Origin of the sequence: Pantoea sp. SS70 (assembly GCF_029866845.1) — a bacterium.
GTDB lineage: Bacteria > Pseudomonadota > Gammaproteobacteria > Enterobacterales > Enterobacteriaceae > Pantoea > Pantoea leporis.
This window is the reverse complement of sequence record NZ_CP117199.1, coordinates 570,458-589,113: the sequence shown is the minus strand read 5'-3', so window position 1 is coordinate 589,113 and position 18,656 is coordinate 570,458. Positions and strand designations below refer to the sequence as shown.

The 18,656-nt window shown below is 56.4% G+C and carries 19 protein-coding genes and 1 pseudogene; 12 read left to right on the top strand and 8 right to left on the bottom strand.

The annotated features are described in order from the left end of the window. Nucleotides 1-12: 12 nt before the first annotated feature. A complete protein-coding gene (gene miaE / locus PO881_RS02640) occupies nucleotides 13-774 on the bottom strand; it encodes a tRNA isopentenyl-2-thiomethyl-A-37 hydroxylase MiaE (RefSeq protein ID WP_280172409.1) in 762 nt (253 codons plus the stop codon). A 60-nt stretch (nucleotides 775-834) separates the two neighbouring features. Then, complete coding sequence (rraB, locus tag PO881_RS02635) at nucleotides 835-1,257, bottom strand: ribonuclease E inhibitor RraB (protein ID WP_008104254.1); 423 nt, start codon at nucleotides 1,255-1,257, stop codon at nucleotides 835-837. A 161-nt stretch (nucleotides 1,258-1,418) separates the two neighbouring features. Between rraB and argF the strand changes: the two genes are divergently transcribed. From argF to ridA, 4 genes are all read left to right on the top strand, one after another. Then, on the top strand, nucleotides 1,419-2,426 hold the full coding sequence (gene argF, locus PO881_RS02630; protein WP_137385078.1) for an ornithine carbamoyltransferase: 1,008 nt from the start codon (nucleotides 1,419-1,421) through the stop codon (nucleotides 2,424-2,426). A gap of 243 nt (nucleotides 2,427-2,669) precedes the next feature. Beyond that, nucleotides 2,670-3,605: an aspartate carbamoyltransferase gene (gene pyrB / locus PO881_RS02625; protein ID WP_137385077.1), complete on the top strand. Its 936-nt coding sequence runs from the start codon at nucleotides 2,670-2,672 to the stop codon at nucleotides 3,603-3,605. A gap of 10 nt (nucleotides 3,606-3,615) precedes the next feature. Then, nucleotides 3,616-4,080 (top strand): aspartate carbamoyltransferase regulatory subunit, encoded by a 465-nt coding sequence (pyrI, locus tag PO881_RS02620; RefSeq protein WP_007886734.1) that lies wholly within the window; start codon nucleotides 3,616-3,618, stop codon nucleotides 4,078-4,080. A gap of 78 nt (nucleotides 4,081-4,158) precedes the next feature. Beyond that, the gene (gene ridA / locus PO881_RS02615; RefSeq protein ID WP_061718232.1) at nucleotides 4,159-4,545 is read left to right on the top strand and encodes a 2-iminobutanoate/2-iminopropanoate deaminase; all 387 of its coding nucleotides are present in this window, start codon (nucleotides 4,159-4,161) and stop codon (nucleotides 4,543-4,545) included. 156 nt (nucleotides 4,546-4,701) lie between these two features. On the opposite strand, the gene PO881_RS02610 is transcribed toward ridA, so the two are convergent. Next, a complete protein-coding gene (locus tag PO881_RS02610; RefSeq protein WP_280172408.1) occupies nucleotides 4,702-7,086 on the bottom strand; it encodes a family 20 glycosylhydrolase in 2,385 nt (794 codons plus the stop codon). A 263-nt stretch (nucleotides 7,087-7,349) separates the two neighbouring features. Here PO881_RS02610 and nrdD point away from each other — a divergent pair, with 263 nt between their 5' ends. Then, a complete protein-coding gene (nrdD, locus tag PO881_RS02605; RefSeq protein WP_280172407.1) occupies nucleotides 7,350-9,488 on the top strand; it encodes an anaerobic ribonucleoside-triphosphate reductase in 2,139 nt (712 codons plus the stop codon). Then, nucleotides 9,485-10,051 (top strand): anaerobic ribonucleoside-triphosphate reductase-activating protein, encoded by a 567-nt coding sequence (gene nrdG / locus PO881_RS02600; RefSeq protein WP_110868057.1) that lies wholly within the window; start codon nucleotides 9,485-9,487, stop codon nucleotides 10,049-10,051. Before nrdD ends, nrdG begins: the two co-directional genes overlap by 4 nt. Here nrdG and PO881_RS02595 read toward each other — a convergent pair. Then, the gene (locus PO881_RS02595) at nucleotides 9,944-10,978 is read right to left on the bottom strand and encodes a permease (RefSeq protein ID WP_280172406.1); all 1,035 of its coding nucleotides are present in this window, start codon (nucleotides 10,976-10,978) and stop codon (nucleotides 9,944-9,946) included. The two genes, nrdG and PO881_RS02595, sit on opposite strands and share 108 nt — an antisense overlap. A gap of 238 nt (nucleotides 10,979-11,216) precedes the next feature. Here PO881_RS02595 and PO881_RS02590 point away from each other — a divergent pair, with 238 nt between their 5' ends. Continuing rightward, complete coding sequence (locus PO881_RS02590; RefSeq protein WP_271460657.1) at nucleotides 11,217-11,738, top strand: type 1 glutamine amidotransferase domain-containing protein; 522 nt, start codon at nucleotides 11,217-11,219, stop codon at nucleotides 11,736-11,738. A gap of 38 nt (nucleotides 11,739-11,776) precedes the next feature. On the opposite strand, the gene PO881_RS02585 is transcribed toward PO881_RS02590, so the two are convergent. Next, a complete protein-coding gene (locus PO881_RS02585; RefSeq protein WP_192235854.1) occupies nucleotides 11,777-12,202 on the bottom strand; it encodes a YhbP family protein in 426 nt (141 codons plus the stop codon). Nucleotides 12,203-12,282: 80 nt separating this feature from the next. Here PO881_RS02585 and PO881_RS02580 point away from each other — a divergent pair, with 80 nt between their 5' ends. Next, nucleotides 12,283-12,570, top strand: a complete 288-nt coding sequence (locus PO881_RS02580) for a GIY-YIG nuclease family protein (protein ID WP_101762240.1) — start codon at nucleotides 12,283-12,285, stop codon at nucleotides 12,568-12,570. Here PO881_RS02580 and PO881_RS02575 read toward each other — a convergent pair. After that, nucleotides 12,554-13,060, bottom strand: coding sequence for an N-acetyltransferase (locus tag PO881_RS02575; protein ID WP_101762241.1), 507 nt, complete (start codon nucleotides 13,058-13,060; stop codon nucleotides 12,554-12,556). The genes PO881_RS02580 and PO881_RS02575 overlap by 17 nt on opposite strands. Continuing rightward, nucleotides 13,054-13,578 carry an SCP2 domain-containing protein gene (locus tag PO881_RS02570; protein WP_036648365.1) on the bottom strand — a complete coding sequence of 175 codons (525 nt, stop codon included), beginning with the start codon at nucleotides 13,576-13,578 and terminating at the stop codon, nucleotides 13,054-13,056. The genes PO881_RS02575 and PO881_RS02570 overlap by 7 nt, the downstream gene beginning before the upstream one ends. Nucleotides 13,579-13,781: 203 nt before the next feature. On the opposite strand from PO881_RS02570, the gene PO881_RS02565 reads away from it, so the two are divergent. The 3 genes from PO881_RS02565 to PO881_RS02555 all read left to right on the top strand — a co-directional run bounded on the left by PO881_RS02565 (nucleotide 13,782) and on the right by PO881_RS02555 (nucleotide 16,799). Continuing rightward, a complete protein-coding gene (locus PO881_RS02565; protein ID WP_137385068.1) occupies nucleotides 13,782-14,777 on the top strand; it encodes a peptidase U32 family protein in 996 nt (331 codons plus the stop codon). Between the two features lie 9 nt (nucleotides 14,778-14,786). Beyond that, the gene (locus PO881_RS02560) at nucleotides 14,787-15,671 is read left to right on the top strand and encodes a U32 family peptidase (RefSeq protein WP_280172405.1); all 885 of its coding nucleotides are present in this window, start codon (nucleotides 14,787-14,789) and stop codon (nucleotides 15,669-15,671) included. A gap of 117 nt (nucleotides 15,672-15,788) precedes the next feature. Further along, nucleotides 15,789-16,799: a luciferase-like monooxygenase gene (locus PO881_RS02555; RefSeq protein ID WP_192412491.1), complete on the top strand. Its 1,011-nt coding sequence runs from the start codon at nucleotides 15,789-15,791 to the stop codon at nucleotides 16,797-16,799. A 3-nt stretch (nucleotides 16,800-16,802) separates the two neighbouring features. On the opposite strand, the pseudogene PO881_RS02550 reads toward PO881_RS02555, so the two are convergent. Further along, nucleotides 16,803-17,720, bottom strand: a pseudogene (locus PO881_RS02550) (AraC family transcriptional regulator). 183 nt (nucleotides 17,721-17,903) lie between these two features. On the opposite strand from PO881_RS02550, the gene PO881_RS02540 reads away from it, so the two are divergent. Continuing rightward, complete coding sequence (locus PO881_RS02540) at nucleotides 17,904-18,650, top strand: glucose 1-dehydrogenase (protein ID WP_280172403.1); 747 nt, start codon at nucleotides 17,904-17,906, stop codon at nucleotides 18,648-18,650. Nucleotides 18,651-18,656 lie beyond the last annotated feature (6 nt).

Here is an 18,656-nt window from a genome sequence, read left to right as displayed (position 1 = left end):
GCGGGCACAAACCTAAACCGCCGGCACTCCACTATGAAACCGCAGTTCGCCATCCGGCTCGCTGATTAAGCGCGCTTCTGCCTCGCCAAACACCTGCACGCGCGGCGCAATCTCCTTCGGCGAAATCTGCTGCGCCAGCTTCAGGTAATCCTGATAGTGACGCGCTTCCGAGCGCAGCAGCGAAATATAGAACTTCTCCAGTTGCTCATCCAGATACGGCGCCAGGCTGGCGAAACGTTCGCAGGATCGCGCTTCGATGTACGCTCCGCAAATCAGCTTATCCACCAGCGCTTCCGGCTCGTATGTGCGAATCTCGCGAATCAAACCTTTGGCATAGCGGCTGGCAGTGATTTTGCGATACGGCAAACCGCGCGACTGCATGATTTCCCACACCTGATAGAAGTGGTGCAGCTCCTCTTTCACCAGCAGCACCATCATCTCCACCAAATCATCGGCCCACGGCAGCTCGTTGCGCACGATAATGCTTTTGGTCAGATTCTTGTGGGCATTGATAAAGTTACCGTCCTGCTCGTCGCGGTAGATAAAATCTTCATACGGCTTGAGCCACGCCAGAATGGCATCACCACTTGGCTTATCCGCCACGTATTTACGGATGATGAACACCGCGGTTTGCGCGGCTTTCAATTCACAAACCATGTGATCGGTGAGCAGCAACGTCAGATTTTCCGGCTTGCGTGCTTCATCAATCCACGCTCGTGGCGTGCGGCAATGCAGGAAATGATAGATCGGTTCTAATAGCGGAGCGTAATTCATGGGCAGTCTTTTGTCTTACGGGGAAACGTGTTCAGGGCGGCGAGTGCCGCCCATTAATGCTTAGTGACGCACACCGTTGTCTTCTTCGTCGTCGATGAACTCGCCATCGTCATCTTCATCTTCGGCATCAGGATCTTCAAAGTAGGTGCCCCACCCGTCGTAATCGACGTTGTAGCTGCCTGCCAGATTCACCAGCTGCTCAACCTGCGCATCAATCAGCTCTGGCTTCAACGCGCCTTCGCTCAGGATATCCACACACATTACGGTGGTGCCGTCTTCCAGCTCCAGCTCTTCTGGCTCGCTCACTTCGTAGCCCAGCTTGAAGGCATCAACCGCGACCTTCTCCAGCGAGTCGAAGTTGTTGCAGGAGAGATGATGCTCAATAGTGTAAAGCGCATCTGGATCGCTGCCGTCTTCCAGCAACTCTTCAATGATCAGTCGCGTCTCTTCGCGCTGTTCTTCCAGCAATGCTTCATATGCCATGGGTGTGTCCTCAAATATTCGGCTGAATTCAATTATTTTCCCACACTGCCTCGCGCGCCACTACACAAAACAACAAGTTTCTTAACGCCGGGGTTGAAAATGCATATTCATACGGTTAAATTGAATTTTAATTCATTTAATGTAGTCATCCGGAGCGCTGTATGAGTCAGCTACATCAAAGACATTTCCTGAGATTGCTGGATTTCACCCCAGCCGAAATCGATTCTCTGCTGAGTCTGGCAGGTGAATTAAAACACGCAAAGAAAAATGCCAGCGAAACGCAGTACCTGAAAGGCAAAAACATCGCGCTCATCTTCGAAAAAGACTCGACTCGTACCCGATGCTCTTTCGAAGTTGCCGCTTACGATCAGGGCGCTAACGTCACCTATCTCGGCCCAAGCGGCAGCCAAATCGGCCATAAAGAGTCGATGAAAGACACCGCGCGCGTGCTGGGACGCATGTATGACGGTATACAGTATCGCGGCTACGGCCAGGAACTGGTGGAAACCTTAGCGGAATTCGCTGGCGTGCCGGTGTGGAACGGCCTGACCACCGAATTCCACCCCACGCAGTTGCTGGCCGATCTGCTGACAATGCAGGAGCATCTGCCGGGTAAATCGCTGAATGAAATGACGCTGGTTTACGTCGGCGATGCGCGCAACAACATGGGCAACAGCATGCTGGAAGCCGCTGCGCTGGTCGGCCTCGATCTGCGTCTGGTGGCGCCAAAAGGCTGCTGGCCGGAAGCGGAACTGGTGGAGCAATGCCGCGTGGCCGCACAGCAAACCGGTGGCAAAATCACCCTGACTGAAGATATCGCCGAAGGCGTGCAAGGTGCCGACTTCATCTACACGGATGTGTGGGTGTCGATGGGCGAAGCCAAATCGGTGTGGGAAGATCGCATCGCCCTGCTGCGTCCTTATCAGGTCAATAGCGCGATGCTGGCGCTGACCGGCAATCCGCAGGTGAAGTTCCTGCACTGCTTACCGGCCTTCCATGACGACAAAACCACGCTGGGCCGTCAAATGGCCGAGCAGCACGGTTTGCACGATGGCATGGAAGTAAGTAATGAGGTGTTTGAATCTGCGCACAGCATTGTGTTCGATCAGGCTGAAAACCGTATGCACACCATTAAAGCGGTGATGGTCGCGACGCTCGGCAAGCTATGATTGGTGGCGCCGCAAACGTTTACCTCGCGCGCGATATTTGCTTGATGCAAATCAGTGAATGCGTATAATGCGGCCCAATTTGCCGGAGGAAACATGCAACAGCGCAGCGCACAATTTGACGCTCAACGACGCCTGACAGCGGGCGGCGCATCTGTTTCTTTCCGTCATCAATCGATCGTAAAAAAAGCCCCTTAAGCAGGGGCTTTTTTTTGTCCGCAATCCGGCAGCGCAGAGGAGAACGCTATGGCCAACCCGCTATATCGCAAGCACATCATTTCCATCAACGATCTCAACCGCGACGAGCTGGAGCTGGTGCTGCATACCGCTGCCCAGCTGAAAGCCAATCCCCAGCCGGAGCTGCTGAAACACAATGTGATCGCCAGCTGCTTCTTTGAGGCTTCAACGCGCACGCGTTTGTCGTTTGAAACCGCGATGCATCGTCTCGGCGCGTCAGTGGTGGGCTTCGCCGACGGTAGCAACACCTCGCTCGGCAAGAAAGGCGAAACCCTCGCCGATACCATTTCGGTGATAGGGACTTACGTTGATGCCATCGTGATGCGTCATCCGCAGGAAGGCGCCGCGCGTCTGGCGACGGAATTCTCCGGCGGCATTCCGATTCTCAACGCCGGTGATGGCGCTAACCAGCATCCAACGCAAACGCTGCTCGATCTCTTCACCATCCGAGAAACGCAAAATCGCCTGGATAACCTGAATGTGGCAATGGTCGGCGACCTGAAATATGGCCGCACCGTGCATTCACTGACGCAGGCGCTGGCGAAGTTTGATGGCAACCGCTTCTTCTTTATCGCGCCGGATGCGCTGGCGATGCCGGCGTACATCACCGATATGCTGGATGAGCAGAACATTGCCTGGTCGCGCCACGACACCATCGAAGAAGTGATGCCAGAACTCGATATTCTGTATATGACGCGCGTGCAGAAAGAGCGCCTCGATCCGTCGGAATACGCCAACGTCAAAGCGCAGTTCATCCTGCGCGCCGCTGATTTAGCCGGTGCGCGCGACAACATGAAAGTGCTGCATCCGCTGCCGCGTATCGACGAGATCACCACCGACGTGGATAGCACGCCGCACGCCTGGTATTTTCAGCAGGCTGGAAATGGCATCTTCGCTCGCCAGGCGCTGCTGGCGCTGGTACTGAATCGCGAACTGGCACTGTAAGGAGAAAGCGATGACTCACGATAATAAATTGCAGGTTGAAGCCATCAAACGCGGCACGGTGATTGACCATATCCCGGCGCAGGTCGGCTTTAAGTTACTTTCGCTGTTTCGTCTGACCGAAACCGATCAGCGCATCACCATCGGCCTCAACTTGCCGTCGGGCGAGATGGGCCGTAAAGATCTGATCAAGATCGAAAATACCTTCCTGACCGACGATCAGATCAATCAGTTGGCGGTATATGCGCCGCTCGCCACGGTAAACCGCATTGACGAATACGAAGTGGTGGCGAAGATCGCCCCCACCTTGCCGGATCGTATTGACCGCGTGCTGACCTGCCCGAACAGCAACTGCATCAGCCGTAACGAGCCGGTATTCACCAGTTTTGCGGTGAAAAAGCGCGAAGATGATGTCCATCTGAAGTGCAAATATTGCGAGAAAGAGTTCGCGCGCCACGTGGTGCTCGGTCACTGGTAATCGCCCGCGTCGTCCCTATAATGGGACGATTCATTTCGCGGCGGACATCGGTCGGCCGCGCACTTTCAAGGAGAAACAATGTCTCGCGAAATCAGTACTTCAAACGCACCCGCAGCGATTGGCCCTTACGTGCAGGGCGTGGATCTCGGCAGCATGATCATCACTTCAGGCCAGATCCCGGTTGATCCGGCCACTGGCGCCGTTGCCGACGATGTTTCCGCGCAGGCACGTCAATCACTGGAAAATGTGAAGGCGATTGTCGAAGCCGCCGGCCTGAAAGTGGGCGATATCGTGAAAACCACCGTGTTTGTGAAGGATTTGAATGACTTCGCCACCGTGAACGCGACTTATGAAGCGTTCTTCACCGAGCACAACGCCAGCTTCCCAGCGCGTTCGTGCGTGGAAGTGGCGCGCCTGCCGAAAGATGTGAAGATTGAGATCGAGGCGATTGCGGTACGTCGTTGATTTGGTTGGTTGGTGCTGGCTGTCCCCCATCCCGGCCTTCCCCCGCAAGCGGGGGAAGGAGATGTTGCCACATGCAGCTTCATCACTGACATATGGCAGCCTCTTCCTCCCCCATTTATGGGGGAGGACCGAGGAGGGGGACAGCCAGCACAATATTTATTTAAACGATCGCAGCAACTTCTCCAGCGGCCGCACCAGCGCCAGCACTGTTTCGTCCTGCACCTGCGCTGCCGCATCCAGTTGTGAATGCATCTGCGCCACCTCACCTGCGCCATACGCCTGATTACGTTCCAGCGCATTGACCAAATCCAGTCCCATCCGGCTCAACTCTGCTACTTGCTGTACTTGCTGCTGCAGCGGCTTGAGCTGATAGCTGCGCAGAATTAGCGGCATCACCGCATCGCTGTTGTTCTGCCAGCGCTGCAATTGCTGACGGATGGCATGCGCCGCCGCATGATCGGCGCGATTGGCGATCAAGCGATCCACCTGCTTATCCAGCACACGCACCGCGTTGCTCTCGGCCGGCAACACATCCGCCAAACGATTGAGCGGTTCAAAATAGTCATAATGTCCCGCCTGAAATTTCAGATGCTGGCGCGTGTAGTACTGCGCTGGCTCCAGCACTTCGGCCAATATGCGCAGTGACGTGATGTCGCTGCTGTTCGCCAGTCGCATCATCTGCACTTCAGCCTGCTGATGCTGCTGCAAGCCGACAGAAACAGTGCTCCAGCGATCCACCGCGCTCAGGCGCTGATACATGTTATCGCTGTCGGTGACATCCTGCGCCGACCATAAACGCTCCGCCACCACAAAGGCGCGCGGCCACAGGCGTGTGTCGATTACCCGGCTGTTAACGTTCTCCGCCCACAGCGCCGCTTCGCCGCCAATCAGGTTGTTCTGCATCTGTTGCGGCGTCGGCAGCGATGGCGCAATGCCGGTTGGCACCTGAGGCAACTTGCTGCCTTCTGCGGGATAGCGCACGTTGCCCACCAGCATATAACCGGTCAGCTTGTCTTGCGTTAGCGTCACCATCGGCTGGAATGGCCCCATCCACGTATCGACGCTGAACGTCAGCTGTGTGGGCGACAGCCAGCGAATATCACTGACCATGCGACGCGCTTTGCCGCTGAAATCGATAAAGCCGCGCCAGCCGTTTTTCCCTTCTATCAGGGTAAAGCTGCCTTTCAGCGCGCTGCCTTTCAAACGCGGCATGGTGAATTGCCAGCTCTGCGCCTGCTCACCAGCCTGCACCTGATCCGCGCCGTTGAGCCCCTGCGGCCAGGGTTCATTGCGATAGTGGTAAGCGGCGGTTTGCGGCTGATCGAGATAGAAACCGGTGGAGAGGATGCCGCGGAAGTCGTTTTTCGCCACCGTGCCCAACGCATCCTGTCCTTGCCACGATTGAATCAGAATGCTTTTAGGCAGATCAGGATGGTAAACCTCATCCCAGCCGATCATGCGGCGCTGATGCGCTTCGAGGATTTTCTCAACGCGCTGATTAAACCAGGCTTGCAGCGCATGCGTATCCTTTAAACCGTGGTCGCGCATAAACTGCTGAATGCGTGTGGAATCATTCCACTGGGTTGGATCAACCTCATCACCGCCAATGTGGATGTAGGGATCGGGGAAGATCGCCGTCACTTCGCCCATTAAGGTGTCGATAAAGCGAAATACCGCTTCGTTGCTGGGATCGAGCAGCGGCTTAAACACGCCCCAGCCGCGCTCCATCTGATACGGTCCCGGCGCGCTCATTAACTCCGGCATCGCTACTGCTATCGCCGACGCATGACCGGGCAGATCGATTTCCGGTACCACGCGTACGCCGCGCTGCGTGGCGTAGCGCACCACATCGCGCATCTGCTGCTGCGTGTAGTACAAGCCGTCACTGGCTTTCTCCTGCAGCTGCGGATAGTGGCTGGAGGCAAATCGCCAACCTTGATCGTCGGTTAAGTGCCAGTGAAACACGTTCATACGCGCGGCGGCGATGCCGTCGATTTGTCGTTTCACGGTTTCAATTGGCAGGAAGTGGCGCGCCGAATCGATCAGCACGCCGCGCCACGGAAAGCGCGGTTTGTCATCAATGGTGACGTAGGGAATTTCGGTGCCGTTTTCGGTGTTTTCAATCAGCTGCAGCACGGTTTCCATGCCGCGCATCGCGCCAAAGCGCGTGTTGGCTTTCAGCAAGACGCCATCGCTGTTAACCAGCAGATGATAACTTTCGTCGCTGTCTGGCTGGGGAAGCGGATCAACCGCCTGCGCGATTTGTACCTGAATGCTGGGATGATCGCTGGATGCGCTGGCCGGCAGCAGCGGCCAGCCGGTTTGCCGCGCAATACGCGCGCGCCAGCGCGATTCAGCACCTTCCAGATGATCGCCCGAGATATGCAACGTGAGCTGCGGTGTTAACGCATACGCCCCGCCGCCGCCTGGCTGCACAACGCTTTGTGGCCACGGCATCAGCGGTAAATCTCCAGCCGGTGCGGCGAAGGCGGAAAAAGTCATGGATAAACAACAGGCAAGCAGAGTTCTTTGCAATGGCATCTGGGCATCCTTCTAAATGAAACAACGGACCAAAATGGGCAAAAGGCCCATTAAACCTGTTTCGCTTCGCAAAGCAAGTGGCGACGGACTGAAATCAAGGCAGGTTAAAACTTTTAACGCCGTCGTCACCATTGCACGGCTTTCATTCCTGGTTGTGGCTTCTTTGCTATAGGTCAAAGCGGGGGCGATTAATTAGCGCGTAAACACCACATATAGCGATTAAACTCCTTAAAATTATCTACATATAGTTTCATGGAGAAGAAATGGCGACGGTGGTGATTAAGCGTGACGGCTGCAGAGTGCCGTTTGATGCGCAGCGGATCGAGGCGGCAGTCAACGCGGCTGCAGCTGCGGTACAAATCGATGATACGGCGTGGTGCGCGCAAGTGGCGGCGCAGGTCAGCCAGCAGCTGGCTGAACAGGCTGAAGTGGATATCCGCGACATTCAGTGTGCGGTGGAAGAGACGCTAATGAGCGGACGCTGGCCGCAGCTGGCGCGTGCCTACATCGAATATCGCCATGACCGCGATTTAGCACGCGAGCAGCGCGGTAAACTGCATCACGCTATTCGCGGTTTAGTGGAGCAAACCAACGCCGCGCTGCTCAATGAAAACGCCAATAAAGACAGTAAAGTGATTCCCACCCAGCGCGATTTGCTGGCTGGCATCGTCGCCAAACATTACGCTCAGCAGCAACTCTTGCCACGCGATGTGGTGCTGGCGCATGAACGTGGTGACATCCACTATCACGATCTCGACTATTCTCCGTTCTTCCCGATGTTTAACTGCATGCTAATCGATCTGCACGGCATGCTGACCCACGGTTTTAAGATGGGCAACGCCGAGATCGAGCCGCCCAAATCAATCGCCACCGCCACGGCGGTGACCGCACAGATCATCGCGCAGGTCGCCAGCCACATTTACGGCGGCACCACCATCAATCGCATTGATGAAGTGCTGGCACCGTTCGTTACGCTCAGTCTGGAAAAACACCGCGCGGTGGCGCTGGAATGGCAGATTCCGGATGCCGAAGCCTATGCGCGCGTTCGCACCGAGAAAGAGTGCTACGACGCGTTTCAGTCGCTGGAATATGAAGTGAATACGCTGCACACCGCCAACGGCCAGACGCCGTTTGTCACCTTTGGCTTTGGCCTCGGCACCGACTGGGCCGCGCGCCTGATCCAGCAATCCATTCTGCGCAACCGCATTGCCGGATTGGGCAAAAATCACAAAACCGCGGTATTCCCGAAACTGGTGTTTGCTATCCGCGAAGGCGTGAATCATCGGCCTGGCGATGTTAATTACGATATCAAGCAGCTGGCGTTAGAGTGCGCCAGCAAGCGCATGTATCCGGATATCCTCAACTACGAAAAAGTGGTGGAAGTGACCGGCTCGTTTAAAACGCCGATGGGCTGCCGTAGCTTCCTTGGCGTCTACGAGGAGAACGGCGAGCAGATTCACGAAGGCCGCAACAATATTGGCGTCATTAGCCTCAATCTGCCACGTATCGCGCTGCAAGCCAAAGGCGATGAAGCGCAGTTCTGGCGCTTGCTCGATGAACGTCTGGCGCTGGCGAAACGTGCCTTAATGACGCGTATCGCCCGGTTGGAAAAAACCAAAGCGCGCGTAGCGCCGATTCTCTATATGGAAGGCGCCTGCGGCGTGCGCCTGAAAGCGGATGACGAAGTGGGCGCCATTTTCTGCAACGGCCGCGCCTCAATTTCCCTTGGCTACATCGGCTTGCATGAAACGCTGAATGCACTGAGCGGCAACCAAGTGCATCCGTATGACGCCGATTACCTGCGGGAAAAAGGCGTGGCGATTGTTACGCACCTGCGCCGCGCGGTGGATGCGTGGAAAGCGGAAACCGGCTACGGCTTCAGCTTGTACAGCACGCCGAGCGAGAATTTGTGCGACCGCTTCTGTCGCCTCGATGCCGCCGAATTTGGCGTGGTGGCCGGCGTTACCGACAAAGGGTATTACACCAACAGCTTCCATCTCGACGTGGAGAAGAAGGTCAATCCGTACGACAAGATCGACTTTGAAGCGCCCTATCCCGCCATCGCTAACGGCGGATTCATCTGTTACGGCGAATATCCCAACATCCAGCACAACCTCAAGGCGCTCGAAGATGTCTGGGATTACAGCTATCACCGCGTGCCCTATTACGGCACCAATACGCCGATTGATGAGTGCTACGAATGCGGCTTTAGCGGCGAGTTCAGCTGCACCAGCAAAGGGTTTACCTGCCCATGCTGTGGTAATCACGATCCGGCGCGCGTGTCGGTGACGCGCCGCGTGTGCGGCTATCTCGGCAGCCCGGATGCGCGTCCATTTAATGCCGGTAAGCAGCAAGAAGTACAGCGGCGCGTTAAACATCTGGAGACAGGAAAACTGGGATGATGCGCATCCACGGCTATTATCCGGTTGATATCGTTAACGGGCCCGGCACGCGCTGCACGCTGTTTGTCGCGGGCTGCGAACATCAATGTCGCGGCTGCTACAACCAAAGCACGTGGCGGCTGGATTCCGGCGTGCCGTTTACGCTGGAGATGGAAGAGCAGCTGATCGCCGATCTTAACGATCGGCGCATTGCGCGCCAGGGCTTGTCGCTGAGCGGCGGCGATCCGCTGCATCCGCACAACGTGCCGCATATACGTCGTCTGGTGAAACGCGTGCGGCGTGAGTGTCCGGATAAGGATATCTGGCTGTGGACCGGATATGAAATGGCGGAACTCAGCGCGGCGCAGCGCGAAGTGGTGGAGGAAATTGATGTGCTGATTGATGGACGCTTTATCGAAGCGGAGAAAGATGCGCGGCTGCTGTGGCGCGGCAGCCGCAATCAGAAGATTTGGTGGTTACGCCAGCCACAAAGCGAGCACGCCGAGCAGCATGCCGCTGCCTGCCACGCCGATCAGCGCGATCCACAGCGCCCGTGCGGGAAAGGCGCGATGCAGCATCAATAACGACGGCACACTCACGGCGGGCAGCGTGACTAATAACGCCAGCGCGGGCGCAATGCCCATGCCCGCCAGCATCATGGTCTGCACAATCGGGATTTCCGCGGCGGTAGGAATCACAAACAGGCAGCCGGCGATTGCCATCAACATCACCCAAAACAGCGTATTACCCACCGCGCCATCCGCGTGCGGGAACAGCCACACGCGCGCGGCGCCGAGCAACAATACCGCGACGATATACAGCGGAATGGTGTTGCAGAACAGTCGCCACATCACCCGCAGCCAGCGTGACAGAAACGGCTGTTCATCGCGGGCCGGGATAACGGGCGCGGTAACGACCTGATCCGGCACGCTGCGCTGCACCAGCCACGCGATGCCCAACACCATCATCAAACCTGCCACCAGCCGAATCGCCGCAAAATGCCAGCCGAGCACAAAGCCCATAAAAATCAGCGTGGCAGGATTGAGCAGCGGATTCGCCAGCCAGAACGCCATCGCCGCACCGCTGGAAACCTGTGACTGACGTAAGCCAGCGGTTACCGGCGCCGCACAGCAGCTGCACATCATGCCCGGCAAACCTAATCCAGTGCCCATCAGCGTCGAGCCAAAGCGTGAGCTGCCCATCAGACGCAGCAGCCAGGCGCGCGGAATCAGCACCTGCACCAACGATCCGAGGATCACCCCGAGCACGGCCGCTTTCCACACGGCGAGGAAATAGACCATGGCGTAATCGAGCGCCGCGCGCCACGGTGAGTCCGACGCATTGGCCAGAATCGATTTACCGATCGAATGCGTTTCGGCAGCAGTAAAGGCTTTGCCGTAATAAGGCTGCCATTTGACATACCACAGGCCGATTACTACCACGGCGAGGAACAGCAGCGGTTTCCACCAGGCGAAGCGTGTCGCCGGGGCATGAGAAGGGAGTTGGGTCATCACGGAATTCCGTATTCAACTGAATAACGATGCCGCGTTAGGATACGCGGCGGAAAGGCCTTAGTGTCATTCAGGTCATTTCATTGCGCCATGTGGAAATCGCCTAAACTTGATCCGGCGCGGAAATTTACCTCCCGGAAGAATTGCCGGCTGGCTTGCTTTTTGCGACATGGCTACCAGGCTTGTTGGGTTAGAAGTGCAACGAACATAAGGTTCGTGATCAACAAGGAGGAAAAAGATGAGCAAGAAAATAGCGGTACTGATTACCAATGAATTTGAAGACTCAGAGTTTACCTCACCGGCGGAGGCTTACACTCAGGCGGGCCATGAAGTGGTTACCATCGAGTTTAAGGCCGGCAACATCGTTAAAGGGAAACAGGGTAAAGCTGAGGTCAACATCGACAAGGCTATTGATGATGTGAATGCAGCCGAGTTCGATGCGCTGCTGCTGCCCGGCGGACACTCGCCCGATGCCCTGCGCGGTGACGATCGCTTCGTCAACTTCACCAGGGAGTTTGTCGCCAGCGGCAAGCCGGTGTTTGCCATTTGCCATGGCCCGCAGCTGCTGATCAGCGCGAACGGCGTGCGCGGCCGCAAAATGACCAGCGTAAAAGCCATCGCCATCGATCTGCGTAATGCCGGTGCGGATTTTTACGATAAAGAAGTGGTGGTGGATGATGACAAGTTAGTTACCAGCCGCACGCCTGAAGACCTGCCCGCGTTTAATCGCGAATCGCTGCGGATTTTGAACGCGGCCTGATAGTTTTTCCTGCATTGGGGTCGCCGTGAATGGCGGCCCTAAGGCCGGGTCCAGATAATCTTTTTGCCAAAGCCCAGCGCATTGTCGGTCATCTTCACTTCGTCGAGCACGATTTCCCACAATGGTGCGGTGACTTTCTTTGCCACTGGAAAACGCTTTTGATAGGCGTGACGCGCAATAACTTCCCTGTCTCCGCTTAGCAGCTGAATCACGCCGCGATACTGCACGCCTTTAATCAGCAGCACACTTTTTGGCTGGCCATTCACCGTGCCCGCCACGCGCGGATTTGACTGGATTAATGCGCCATGGCGCGTGTCTGGTTCAGTCATCAGCCAGAACGCCATGTTCGCGGCATCAAATACATAAAAGCAGTTGGCACACCACAGATCGTCGCCGTGGCTGGCAGATAACGACAGCACGTGCTGTTTTTTTAAGTAGCGAATCAGATGAGCATGGTCGGACAAAATTGGACTCCGTGCGGCGAATAGCGATGCGGCCTGAAGCGCGCTACACTGCCTGCCAGCTAATTTTCGGGATAAGTATGATGGAACAAGGCTGGCAGCTTTATCTGCTACAAACCGCCGCAGGGATGCTGTATACCGGCATCACCACCGATGTTAATCGTCGGCTGCAACAGCATCAGCAGGGACGCGGCGCGCGTTCGCTGCGTGGCAAGGGCCCGCTGACGCTGGTGTTTCACTGCGATGCGGGCGATCGGGCGGCGGCGTCACGCCTGGAATATCAGGTGAAGCAGCTGAGCCGCGCGCAAAAGCTGCTGCTGGTTGCACAGCAGCCGCCCTGCTTAGTGGCCTGGTTTAGTCGAAACGGTTAAACGGCAGCGCGAATTCGATCAGCCCTTCTGCACCGACAAACGCATCGTCGGCCAGTTTGTAGACCTGAAAGGCCGCTTCACTGCCTAACCAGCGACAGTGCAAACCATGACGTGCCGCCGGTTCAAAGCCGAGTGGATTGTAGAACTCAGGATCGCCCAGCACCACTACGGCGCTGTAGCTGAACTCATTCAGTGAATCCAATCCTTCATACACCAGCCGTTTAGCAAGGCCCTGTTTGCGCACCGATTCATCCACGGCGAGCGGCGCCAAAGCGACCCAGTTGCGGTCTTCTCCCTGCAGGGTCACCGGACTGAAAGCGGCATAACCCAGCACCTGACCTTCATCATCCGTGGCAACTACACCGAGAGTCAGCAAGCCATCTTCGCGCAGTTGCTGTATCAGTTCCGCTTCGGCAGCGGTAGCAAAACTGCGCTTTAACAGGCTATCGATGCCTGCTGCATCAACGCCAATTTCAGTACGAATCAACATGAGATCCCCGCGCGCGCCTCAGCGGCCTTCGCGTCCTGTTTCATTCCTGCCTCAATAAAAGCAGCGAGCTGCTGCAATCCCGTGCGTAATGGCGTGGGCATGGCATCCAGTTCAATGGCATCCATCAGGTTTTTCACCTCAAGTCCCAGCTCAGTGTCACCTTCAATCACCAGACGGCGTTGAAAGAACAACATATCGGGATCCGCTTTGCGTGCTGCCACCAGCAACAGATCGTTGGCTTCACCGCGAAACCAGACATCAGCCTCGGTGTCGCGCGAAACGGTCAGGCGCCCTGCTTGCAGGGTGGTGATCCAGCGCAGATTCACATCGGCAACCTCAATCCCCAGATAACGCCCTTCCAGAAAGTCTAACTCACCTTCAGACAAAGCATGACGAAATTGCCAGTTTAGGAGTTGTTGCAGAATAGCTTTTTTTAGCGGGAAAGGGGTAATGGAAACAGGTAAAGCAAGGAATTCTGGCCCTTTTTCAACAATCAGACCGCGTAAGCGCGCAAACATCATCGTCATTCCCTTCAGAAAATTTCATCTATTTTGCCACATCTGACCGGCTTCGCCTCCACTGAGATCAAGGAAATCGCCGCCTGGCTGGACGAAAAACCTTCACTCCCGATCATCAATGCCGCTTTCACTGCCTTAAATCAACATTGCTGTCGGGTCAGTTATTTACACTCTTCGGCTTCAGAATCCGGGGAGGAAAATGTATGGAACTGCTGTGTCCGGCGGGGAATTTGCCTGCGCTGAAATCGGCGGTGGAGCATGGTGCTGACGCGGTGTATGTCGGCCTGAAAGACGATACCAATGCCCGCCACTTTGCTGGCCTCAATTTTACCGATAAGAAACTGGCTGAAGCCGCACGCTATCTGCATCAGCATCGCCGCAAATTGCATGTGGCAATCAACACCTTCGCCCATCCTGATGGCATCAATCGCTGGCAAAGCGCGATTGATGTTGCCGCTCAGAACGGCGCGGATGCGTTGATTCTGGCGGATATTGCCACGCTGGAGTACGCGGCAAAACATTATCCGCAGGTTGAGCGTCATCTTTCGGTACAGGCCTCCGCCACCAATCTGCAGGCCATCCATTTTTACCATCGTCATTTTCAACTCAGCCGCGTGGTGCTGCCGCGCGTGCTGTCGATGCATCAGGTCAAACAGTTGGCGCGTGAAACGCCGGTACCGCTGGAAGTGTTCGCCTTCGGTAGCCTGTGCATTATGGCTGAAGGCCGCTGCTACCTCTCTTCCTGGCTGACCGGCGAGTCGCCTAACAGCGCGGGAGCCTGCTCGCCAGCGAAATTTGTCCGCTGGCAGCAGACGCCAAAAGGCATGGAATCACGCCTGAATGAGGTGCTGATTGACCGTTACGCACCCGACGAGAGCGCTGGCTATCCCACCTTGTGCAAAGGCCGTTACGAAGTTGATAACCAGCTCTATCACGTACTGGAAGAGCCTACCAGCCTGAACACCTTGTCGCTGCTGCCTGAACTGCTGCGCGCCAACATTGCCTCGGTGAAAATTGAAGGACGTCAGCGCAGCCCGGCCTATGTGGCGCAGGTAGCGAAAGTTTGGCGTCAGGCCATTGATCGCTGCATGGCATCGCCGGAACAGTATGCCGTGCAGGAACCCTGGATGCAGGCGTTGGGCGAGTTATCAGAAGGCAGCCAAACCACGCTCGGTGCTTATCACCGTGACTGGCAATAAGGAGATCACATGAAATACGCCATCGGGCCGGTGCTGTGGTACTGGCCAACTGCAACGCTGGAAACCTTTTATCAACGCGCCGCCGAGAGCAGCGCGGAGATCATTTATCTCGGCGAAGCCGTCTGCAGTAAAAGACGCGCTACCTCGTTCCATCAATGGATGGACATCGCGCGCATGCTGGCGCTTCAGGGCAAGCAAGTGGTGCTGAGTACGTTGGCACTGCTGCAGTCGCCATCGGAAGTCAAAGAGCTGCGCCGCTATGTCGAGAACGGAGAGTTCCTGCTGGAAGCCAATGATATCGGCACCGTGAACATGGCGGCGGAGCGCAAATTGCCGTTTGTCGCTGGCCCGACACTGAATGTGTATAACGCGCAGACGCTGCAACTGTTGCTGAAAGAAGGCATGACGCGCTGGTGCATTCCGGTGGAGATGTCCCGCGACTGGCTGATTCAGCTGCTGCAACAGTGCGATGCGGCGGGTGTACGCGAACAATTTGAAGTGGAAGTGCTCGGCTATGGTCATCTGCCGCTGGCGCTGTCAGCACGCTGCTTTACCGCACGCGCTGAGAATCGTGGCAAAGATGATTGCCAAACCTGCTGCATCAATTACCCAACCGGCCGCCGCATGCTCTCGCAGGAAGGCCAGCAGGTGTTTGTGCTCAACGGCATTCAGACCATGAGCGGCTATTGCTACAACCTCGGCAATGACCTGAGCGGCATGCATAACTGGATCGACATTGTACGTTTGTCGCCCCAGGGCGAAAGTACACTCGCCGAAGTGGATCGCTTCCGCGCCAACGAAGCCGGTCAGGCGCCGCTAATGATGGCGCGCGGCAGTGATTGTAATGGTTATTGGCGTCGCCTGGCGGGAATGGCACTGGAAGGCGGCAGGTAAAGGCACATTCCGGCTATATTCCTGCTGTTATTAGCAGTTTTAATATAGGTAACGATGAGTAATACTCACAAGCGCAGGTCCGACTAAACACCTGCGCCATCCCTATTTGGAGTGCCCATGTCTGAGAAAAAAACTGTTCGCCTGTCCGTGTTGGATCTGGCCCCTATTCCACAAGGTTCCACTGCACGCGACGCGTTCCATAATTCGCTGGCACTGGCCCGTCAATCCGAAGCACTGGGCTTTCACCGCTACTGGCTGGCGGAACACCATAATATGACGGGGATTGCCAGCGCCGCGACGTCAGTGCTGATTGGCTATTTAGCGGCTAATACCGAAACGCTGCGCCTCGGTTCAGGCGGCATTATGCTGCCCAATCACGCGCCGCTGGTGATCGCCGAACAGTTTGGTACCCTCGAGTCACTCTATCCTGGGCGCATCGATTTGGGACTGGGCCGCGCGCCGGGTTCCGACCAACGCACCATGCTGGCATTGCGTCGTCATCTTTCCAGCGGCCAGGCAGATAGTTTTCCAGAAGATGTCTCTGAACTGATTCGCTGGTTTGACGCCGAAGAGGGAGAACATCCACCAGTACAACCAGTTCCAGGTTTAGGATTGAAAATTCCGGTGTGGCTGCTCGGTTCCAGCCTGTACAGCGCGCAACTGGCCGCTCAGCTGGGTTTGCCGTTTGCATTTGCCTCGCATTTCGCGCCGGATCTGCTGTTCCAGGCGCTGCATCTCTATCGTGAGAAATTCAAACCTTCCACGCGTCTGGCGAAGCCGTATGCGATGGTGTGCGTCAACGTCGTCGCAGCCGATAGCGAACGTGACGCCCGCTTCCTGTTCACCTCGATGCAGCAGCAGTTTATTAACCTGCGTCGCGGCAAACCGGGTCCGCTACCTGCGCCGGTGGAGAACATGGATAATCTGTGGTCGCCGTCCGAGCAATATGGCGTGCAGCAGGCACTCAGCATGTCGATTGTCGGCGATAGCGATAAAGTCCGCAGCGGCCTCGCCGCGCTGATGCGTGAAACCCAGGCGGACGAGATTATGGTTAACGGCCAGATTTACGATTCGCAGGCGCGTCTGCGCTCCTTCGCGCTGGCAATGGAAGCAGCGCGCACGCTGTAAACCTCATTGCGGTGGGTTTAACCACTCTGGGCCCACCGCAATGGTTCGCACGTCTCGCGCCGGTGACTGACCGTGAAAACGGCTGTATTCGCGACTGAACTGCGAAGCACTTTGATAACCCACCCGATAACCCGCCGTGCCGGCATCCAGCTTCTCAATCAACATCAAACGCCGCGCCTCGTTGAGCCGCAGCTGCTTTTGATACTGCATCGGCGTCATCGCCGTTACCGCTTTAAAGTGATGATGCAGCGACGAAATACTCATCCCTACGCTGCTCGCCAGAAAATCCATTTTCAACGGCTGATGAAAGTTTTCGCGTAGCCAACGCGCGGCGCGCGCCACTTTGTTGCCTGGCCGTTCCGTCAACGCCATGTTGAGAATGCGCGGCCCTTCGGGTCCAGTCAGCAAACGATAGAAAATCTCCTGCTCAATCAACGGTGCCAGCGCAGCAATGTCCTGCGGGTGATCCAGCAACTCGACCAAACGCATCACCGCATCCACCAACGGGGGCGCGACTTTATGCACGGCGATACCGCGCTCGCTCACCGCCGTGCTGCCGAGTTGATGGTGCGGAAAGTGTTCCAGATAACGCATCAGACGCGTTTCGTTGATGGTGATGCCCACACCAAGATTCGGTTTCTCTGGCGTTGCCATGACCACGCAGGATTGCACCGGCATATCAAGCGTCACCAACAGTAAATCGCCCGGCCCTTAATGCATCACTTCATCACCCATGCGCAGCGCTTTTTGCCCCTGCGCGATCAGGGCAAAGCTCGCCCAAGTCGCCACATGCGCCAAACTGGTGGGCTGAGAACTGCGGCCGAAAGAGAGAAAGTCGATTGGGCAATAGTGACGACCATCCTGCGGTGCGTGGCGAGCAATAATTGCCACCAACTGCTGCCATTGTTCCTGATGAATCATGCGCTCGGTGCTCCGCGGTAAGAAATCACTGATTTGATATTCTCGCTTGTGGTTGGCGCTGCGACTAGTCCTTGAACAGCAGATTTGCAGGATCGTGCAAGAAGCTTGCAGGATTGCGCTACCACCCGATTGTATGGACAGCGCATGCTTTATCTTCCCCGAAATCTCAGGTGGAGAGACACGATGAAAACACTTGAAGGCAAAATTGCGCTGGTGACGGGCGCTTCGAAAGGCATTGGTGCCGCCATCGCCATGACTTTCGCGGCGGCCGGTGCTCGGGTGGTGGTGAATTATCTTCAGGACGAAATGGGTGCGGCGGATGTGGTGACCGACATTCAGGCGCTGGGTAGCGACGCCATCGCCGTACAGGCTGATATCTCACGCGAGGCCGATGTGCAGCGCTTGTTCGCTAGCAGCATTGAGCAGTTTGGCGCGCCCGATATTGTGGTGAATAACGCCGGCATTTTTCACCACGGTGACTTTGCCGGGCTTAGCCTCAGCGAGATGCAGCAGCAGCTGAATGTGAATCTGCTGGGTACCTTGCTGGTGTGTCAGCAGGCGGCAAAACATTTCCCCGCACGCGGCGGTTCCATCATCAACCTTAGCGCTTTAAATAGCCAACGCAGCACGCCCGGCTCGGTGCTTTGGGCAGCAACCAAAGGCGCGATCGATACCTTAACGCAGGGCCTCGCACGCGAGCTTGGGCCACGTAATATTCGCGTCAATGCGTTAGCACCCGGCATTATTTTGACTGAAGGTTTGCTGGCGGCGAAGAAGATGCACCCGGAGTTGAAAGCACAGCTGATAGCGGCAACGCCGCTCGGACGCTTTGGCTTGCCGGAAGATGTGGCGCAGGTGGCGCTGTTTCTGGCGTCAGAAGAGTCAGCTTACGTTAGCGGTGAACGCGTGCTGATTGCTGGTGGCGTGTAAAATTTA

What these genes read in the sequence shown, in the direction of transcription:
- miaE (WP_280172409.1), bottom strand. Translation starts at nt 774, where the DNA reads ATGAATTACGCTCCGCTATTAGAACCGATCTATCATTTCCTGCATTGC.
- rraB (WP_008104254.1), bottom strand. Translation starts at nt 1,257, where the DNA reads ATGGCATATGAAGCATTGCTGGAAGAACAGCGCGAAGAGACGCGACTG.
- argF (WP_137385078.1), top strand. Translation starts at nt 1,419, where the DNA reads ATGAGTCAGCTACATCAAAGACATTTCCTGAGATTGCTGGATTTCACC.
- pyrB (WP_137385077.1), top strand. Translation starts at nt 2,670, where the DNA reads ATGGCCAACCCGCTATATCGCAAGCACATCATTTCCATCAACGATCTC.
- pyrI (WP_007886734.1), top strand. Translation starts at nt 3,616, where the DNA reads ATGACTCACGATAATAAATTGCAGGTTGAAGCCATCAAACGCGGCACG.
- ridA (WP_061718232.1), top strand. Translation starts at nt 4,159, where the DNA reads ATGTCTCGCGAAATCAGTACTTCAAACGCACCCGCAGCGATTGGCCCT.
- PO881_RS02610 (WP_280172408.1), bottom strand. Translation starts at nt 7,086, where the DNA reads ATGCCATTGCAAAGAACTCTGCTTGCCTGTTGTTTATCCATGACTTTT.
- nrdD (WP_280172407.1), top strand. Translation starts at nt 7,350, where the DNA reads ATGGCGACGGTGGTGATTAAGCGTGACGGCTGCAGAGTGCCGTTTGAT.
- nrdG (WP_110868057.1), top strand. Translation starts at nt 9,485, where the DNA reads ATGATGCGCATCCACGGCTATTATCCGGTTGATATCGTTAACGGGCCC.
- PO881_RS02595 (WP_280172406.1), bottom strand. Translation starts at nt 10,978, where the DNA reads ATGACCCAACTCCCTTCTCATGCCCCGGCGACACGCTTCGCCTGGTGG.
- PO881_RS02590 (WP_271460657.1), top strand. Translation starts at nt 11,217, where the DNA reads ATGAGCAAGAAAATAGCGGTACTGATTACCAATGAATTTGAAGACTCA.
- PO881_RS02580 (WP_101762240.1), top strand. Translation starts at nt 12,283, where the DNA reads ATGGAACAAGGCTGGCAGCTTTATCTGCTACAAACCGCCGCAGGGATG.
- PO881_RS02575 (WP_101762241.1), bottom strand. Translation starts at nt 13,060, where the DNA reads ATGTTGATTCGTACTGAAATTGGCGTTGATGCAGCAGGCATCGATAGC.
- PO881_RS02570 (WP_036648365.1), bottom strand. Translation starts at nt 13,578, where the DNA reads ATGTTTGCGCGCTTACGCGGTCTGATTGTTGAAAAAGGGCCAGAATTC.
- PO881_RS02565 (WP_137385068.1), top strand. Translation starts at nt 13,782, where the DNA reads ATGGAACTGCTGTGTCCGGCGGGGAATTTGCCTGCGCTGAAATCGGCG.
- PO881_RS02560 (WP_280172405.1), top strand. Translation starts at nt 14,787, where the DNA reads ATGAAATACGCCATCGGGCCGGTGCTGTGGTACTGGCCAACTGCAACG.
- PO881_RS02555 (WP_192412491.1), top strand. Translation starts at nt 15,789, where the DNA reads ATGTCTGAGAAAAAAACTGTTCGCCTGTCCGTGTTGGATCTGGCCCCT.
- PO881_RS02540 (WP_280172403.1), top strand. Translation starts at nt 17,904, where the DNA reads ATGAAAACACTTGAAGGCAAAATTGCGCTGGTGACGGGCGCTTCGAAA.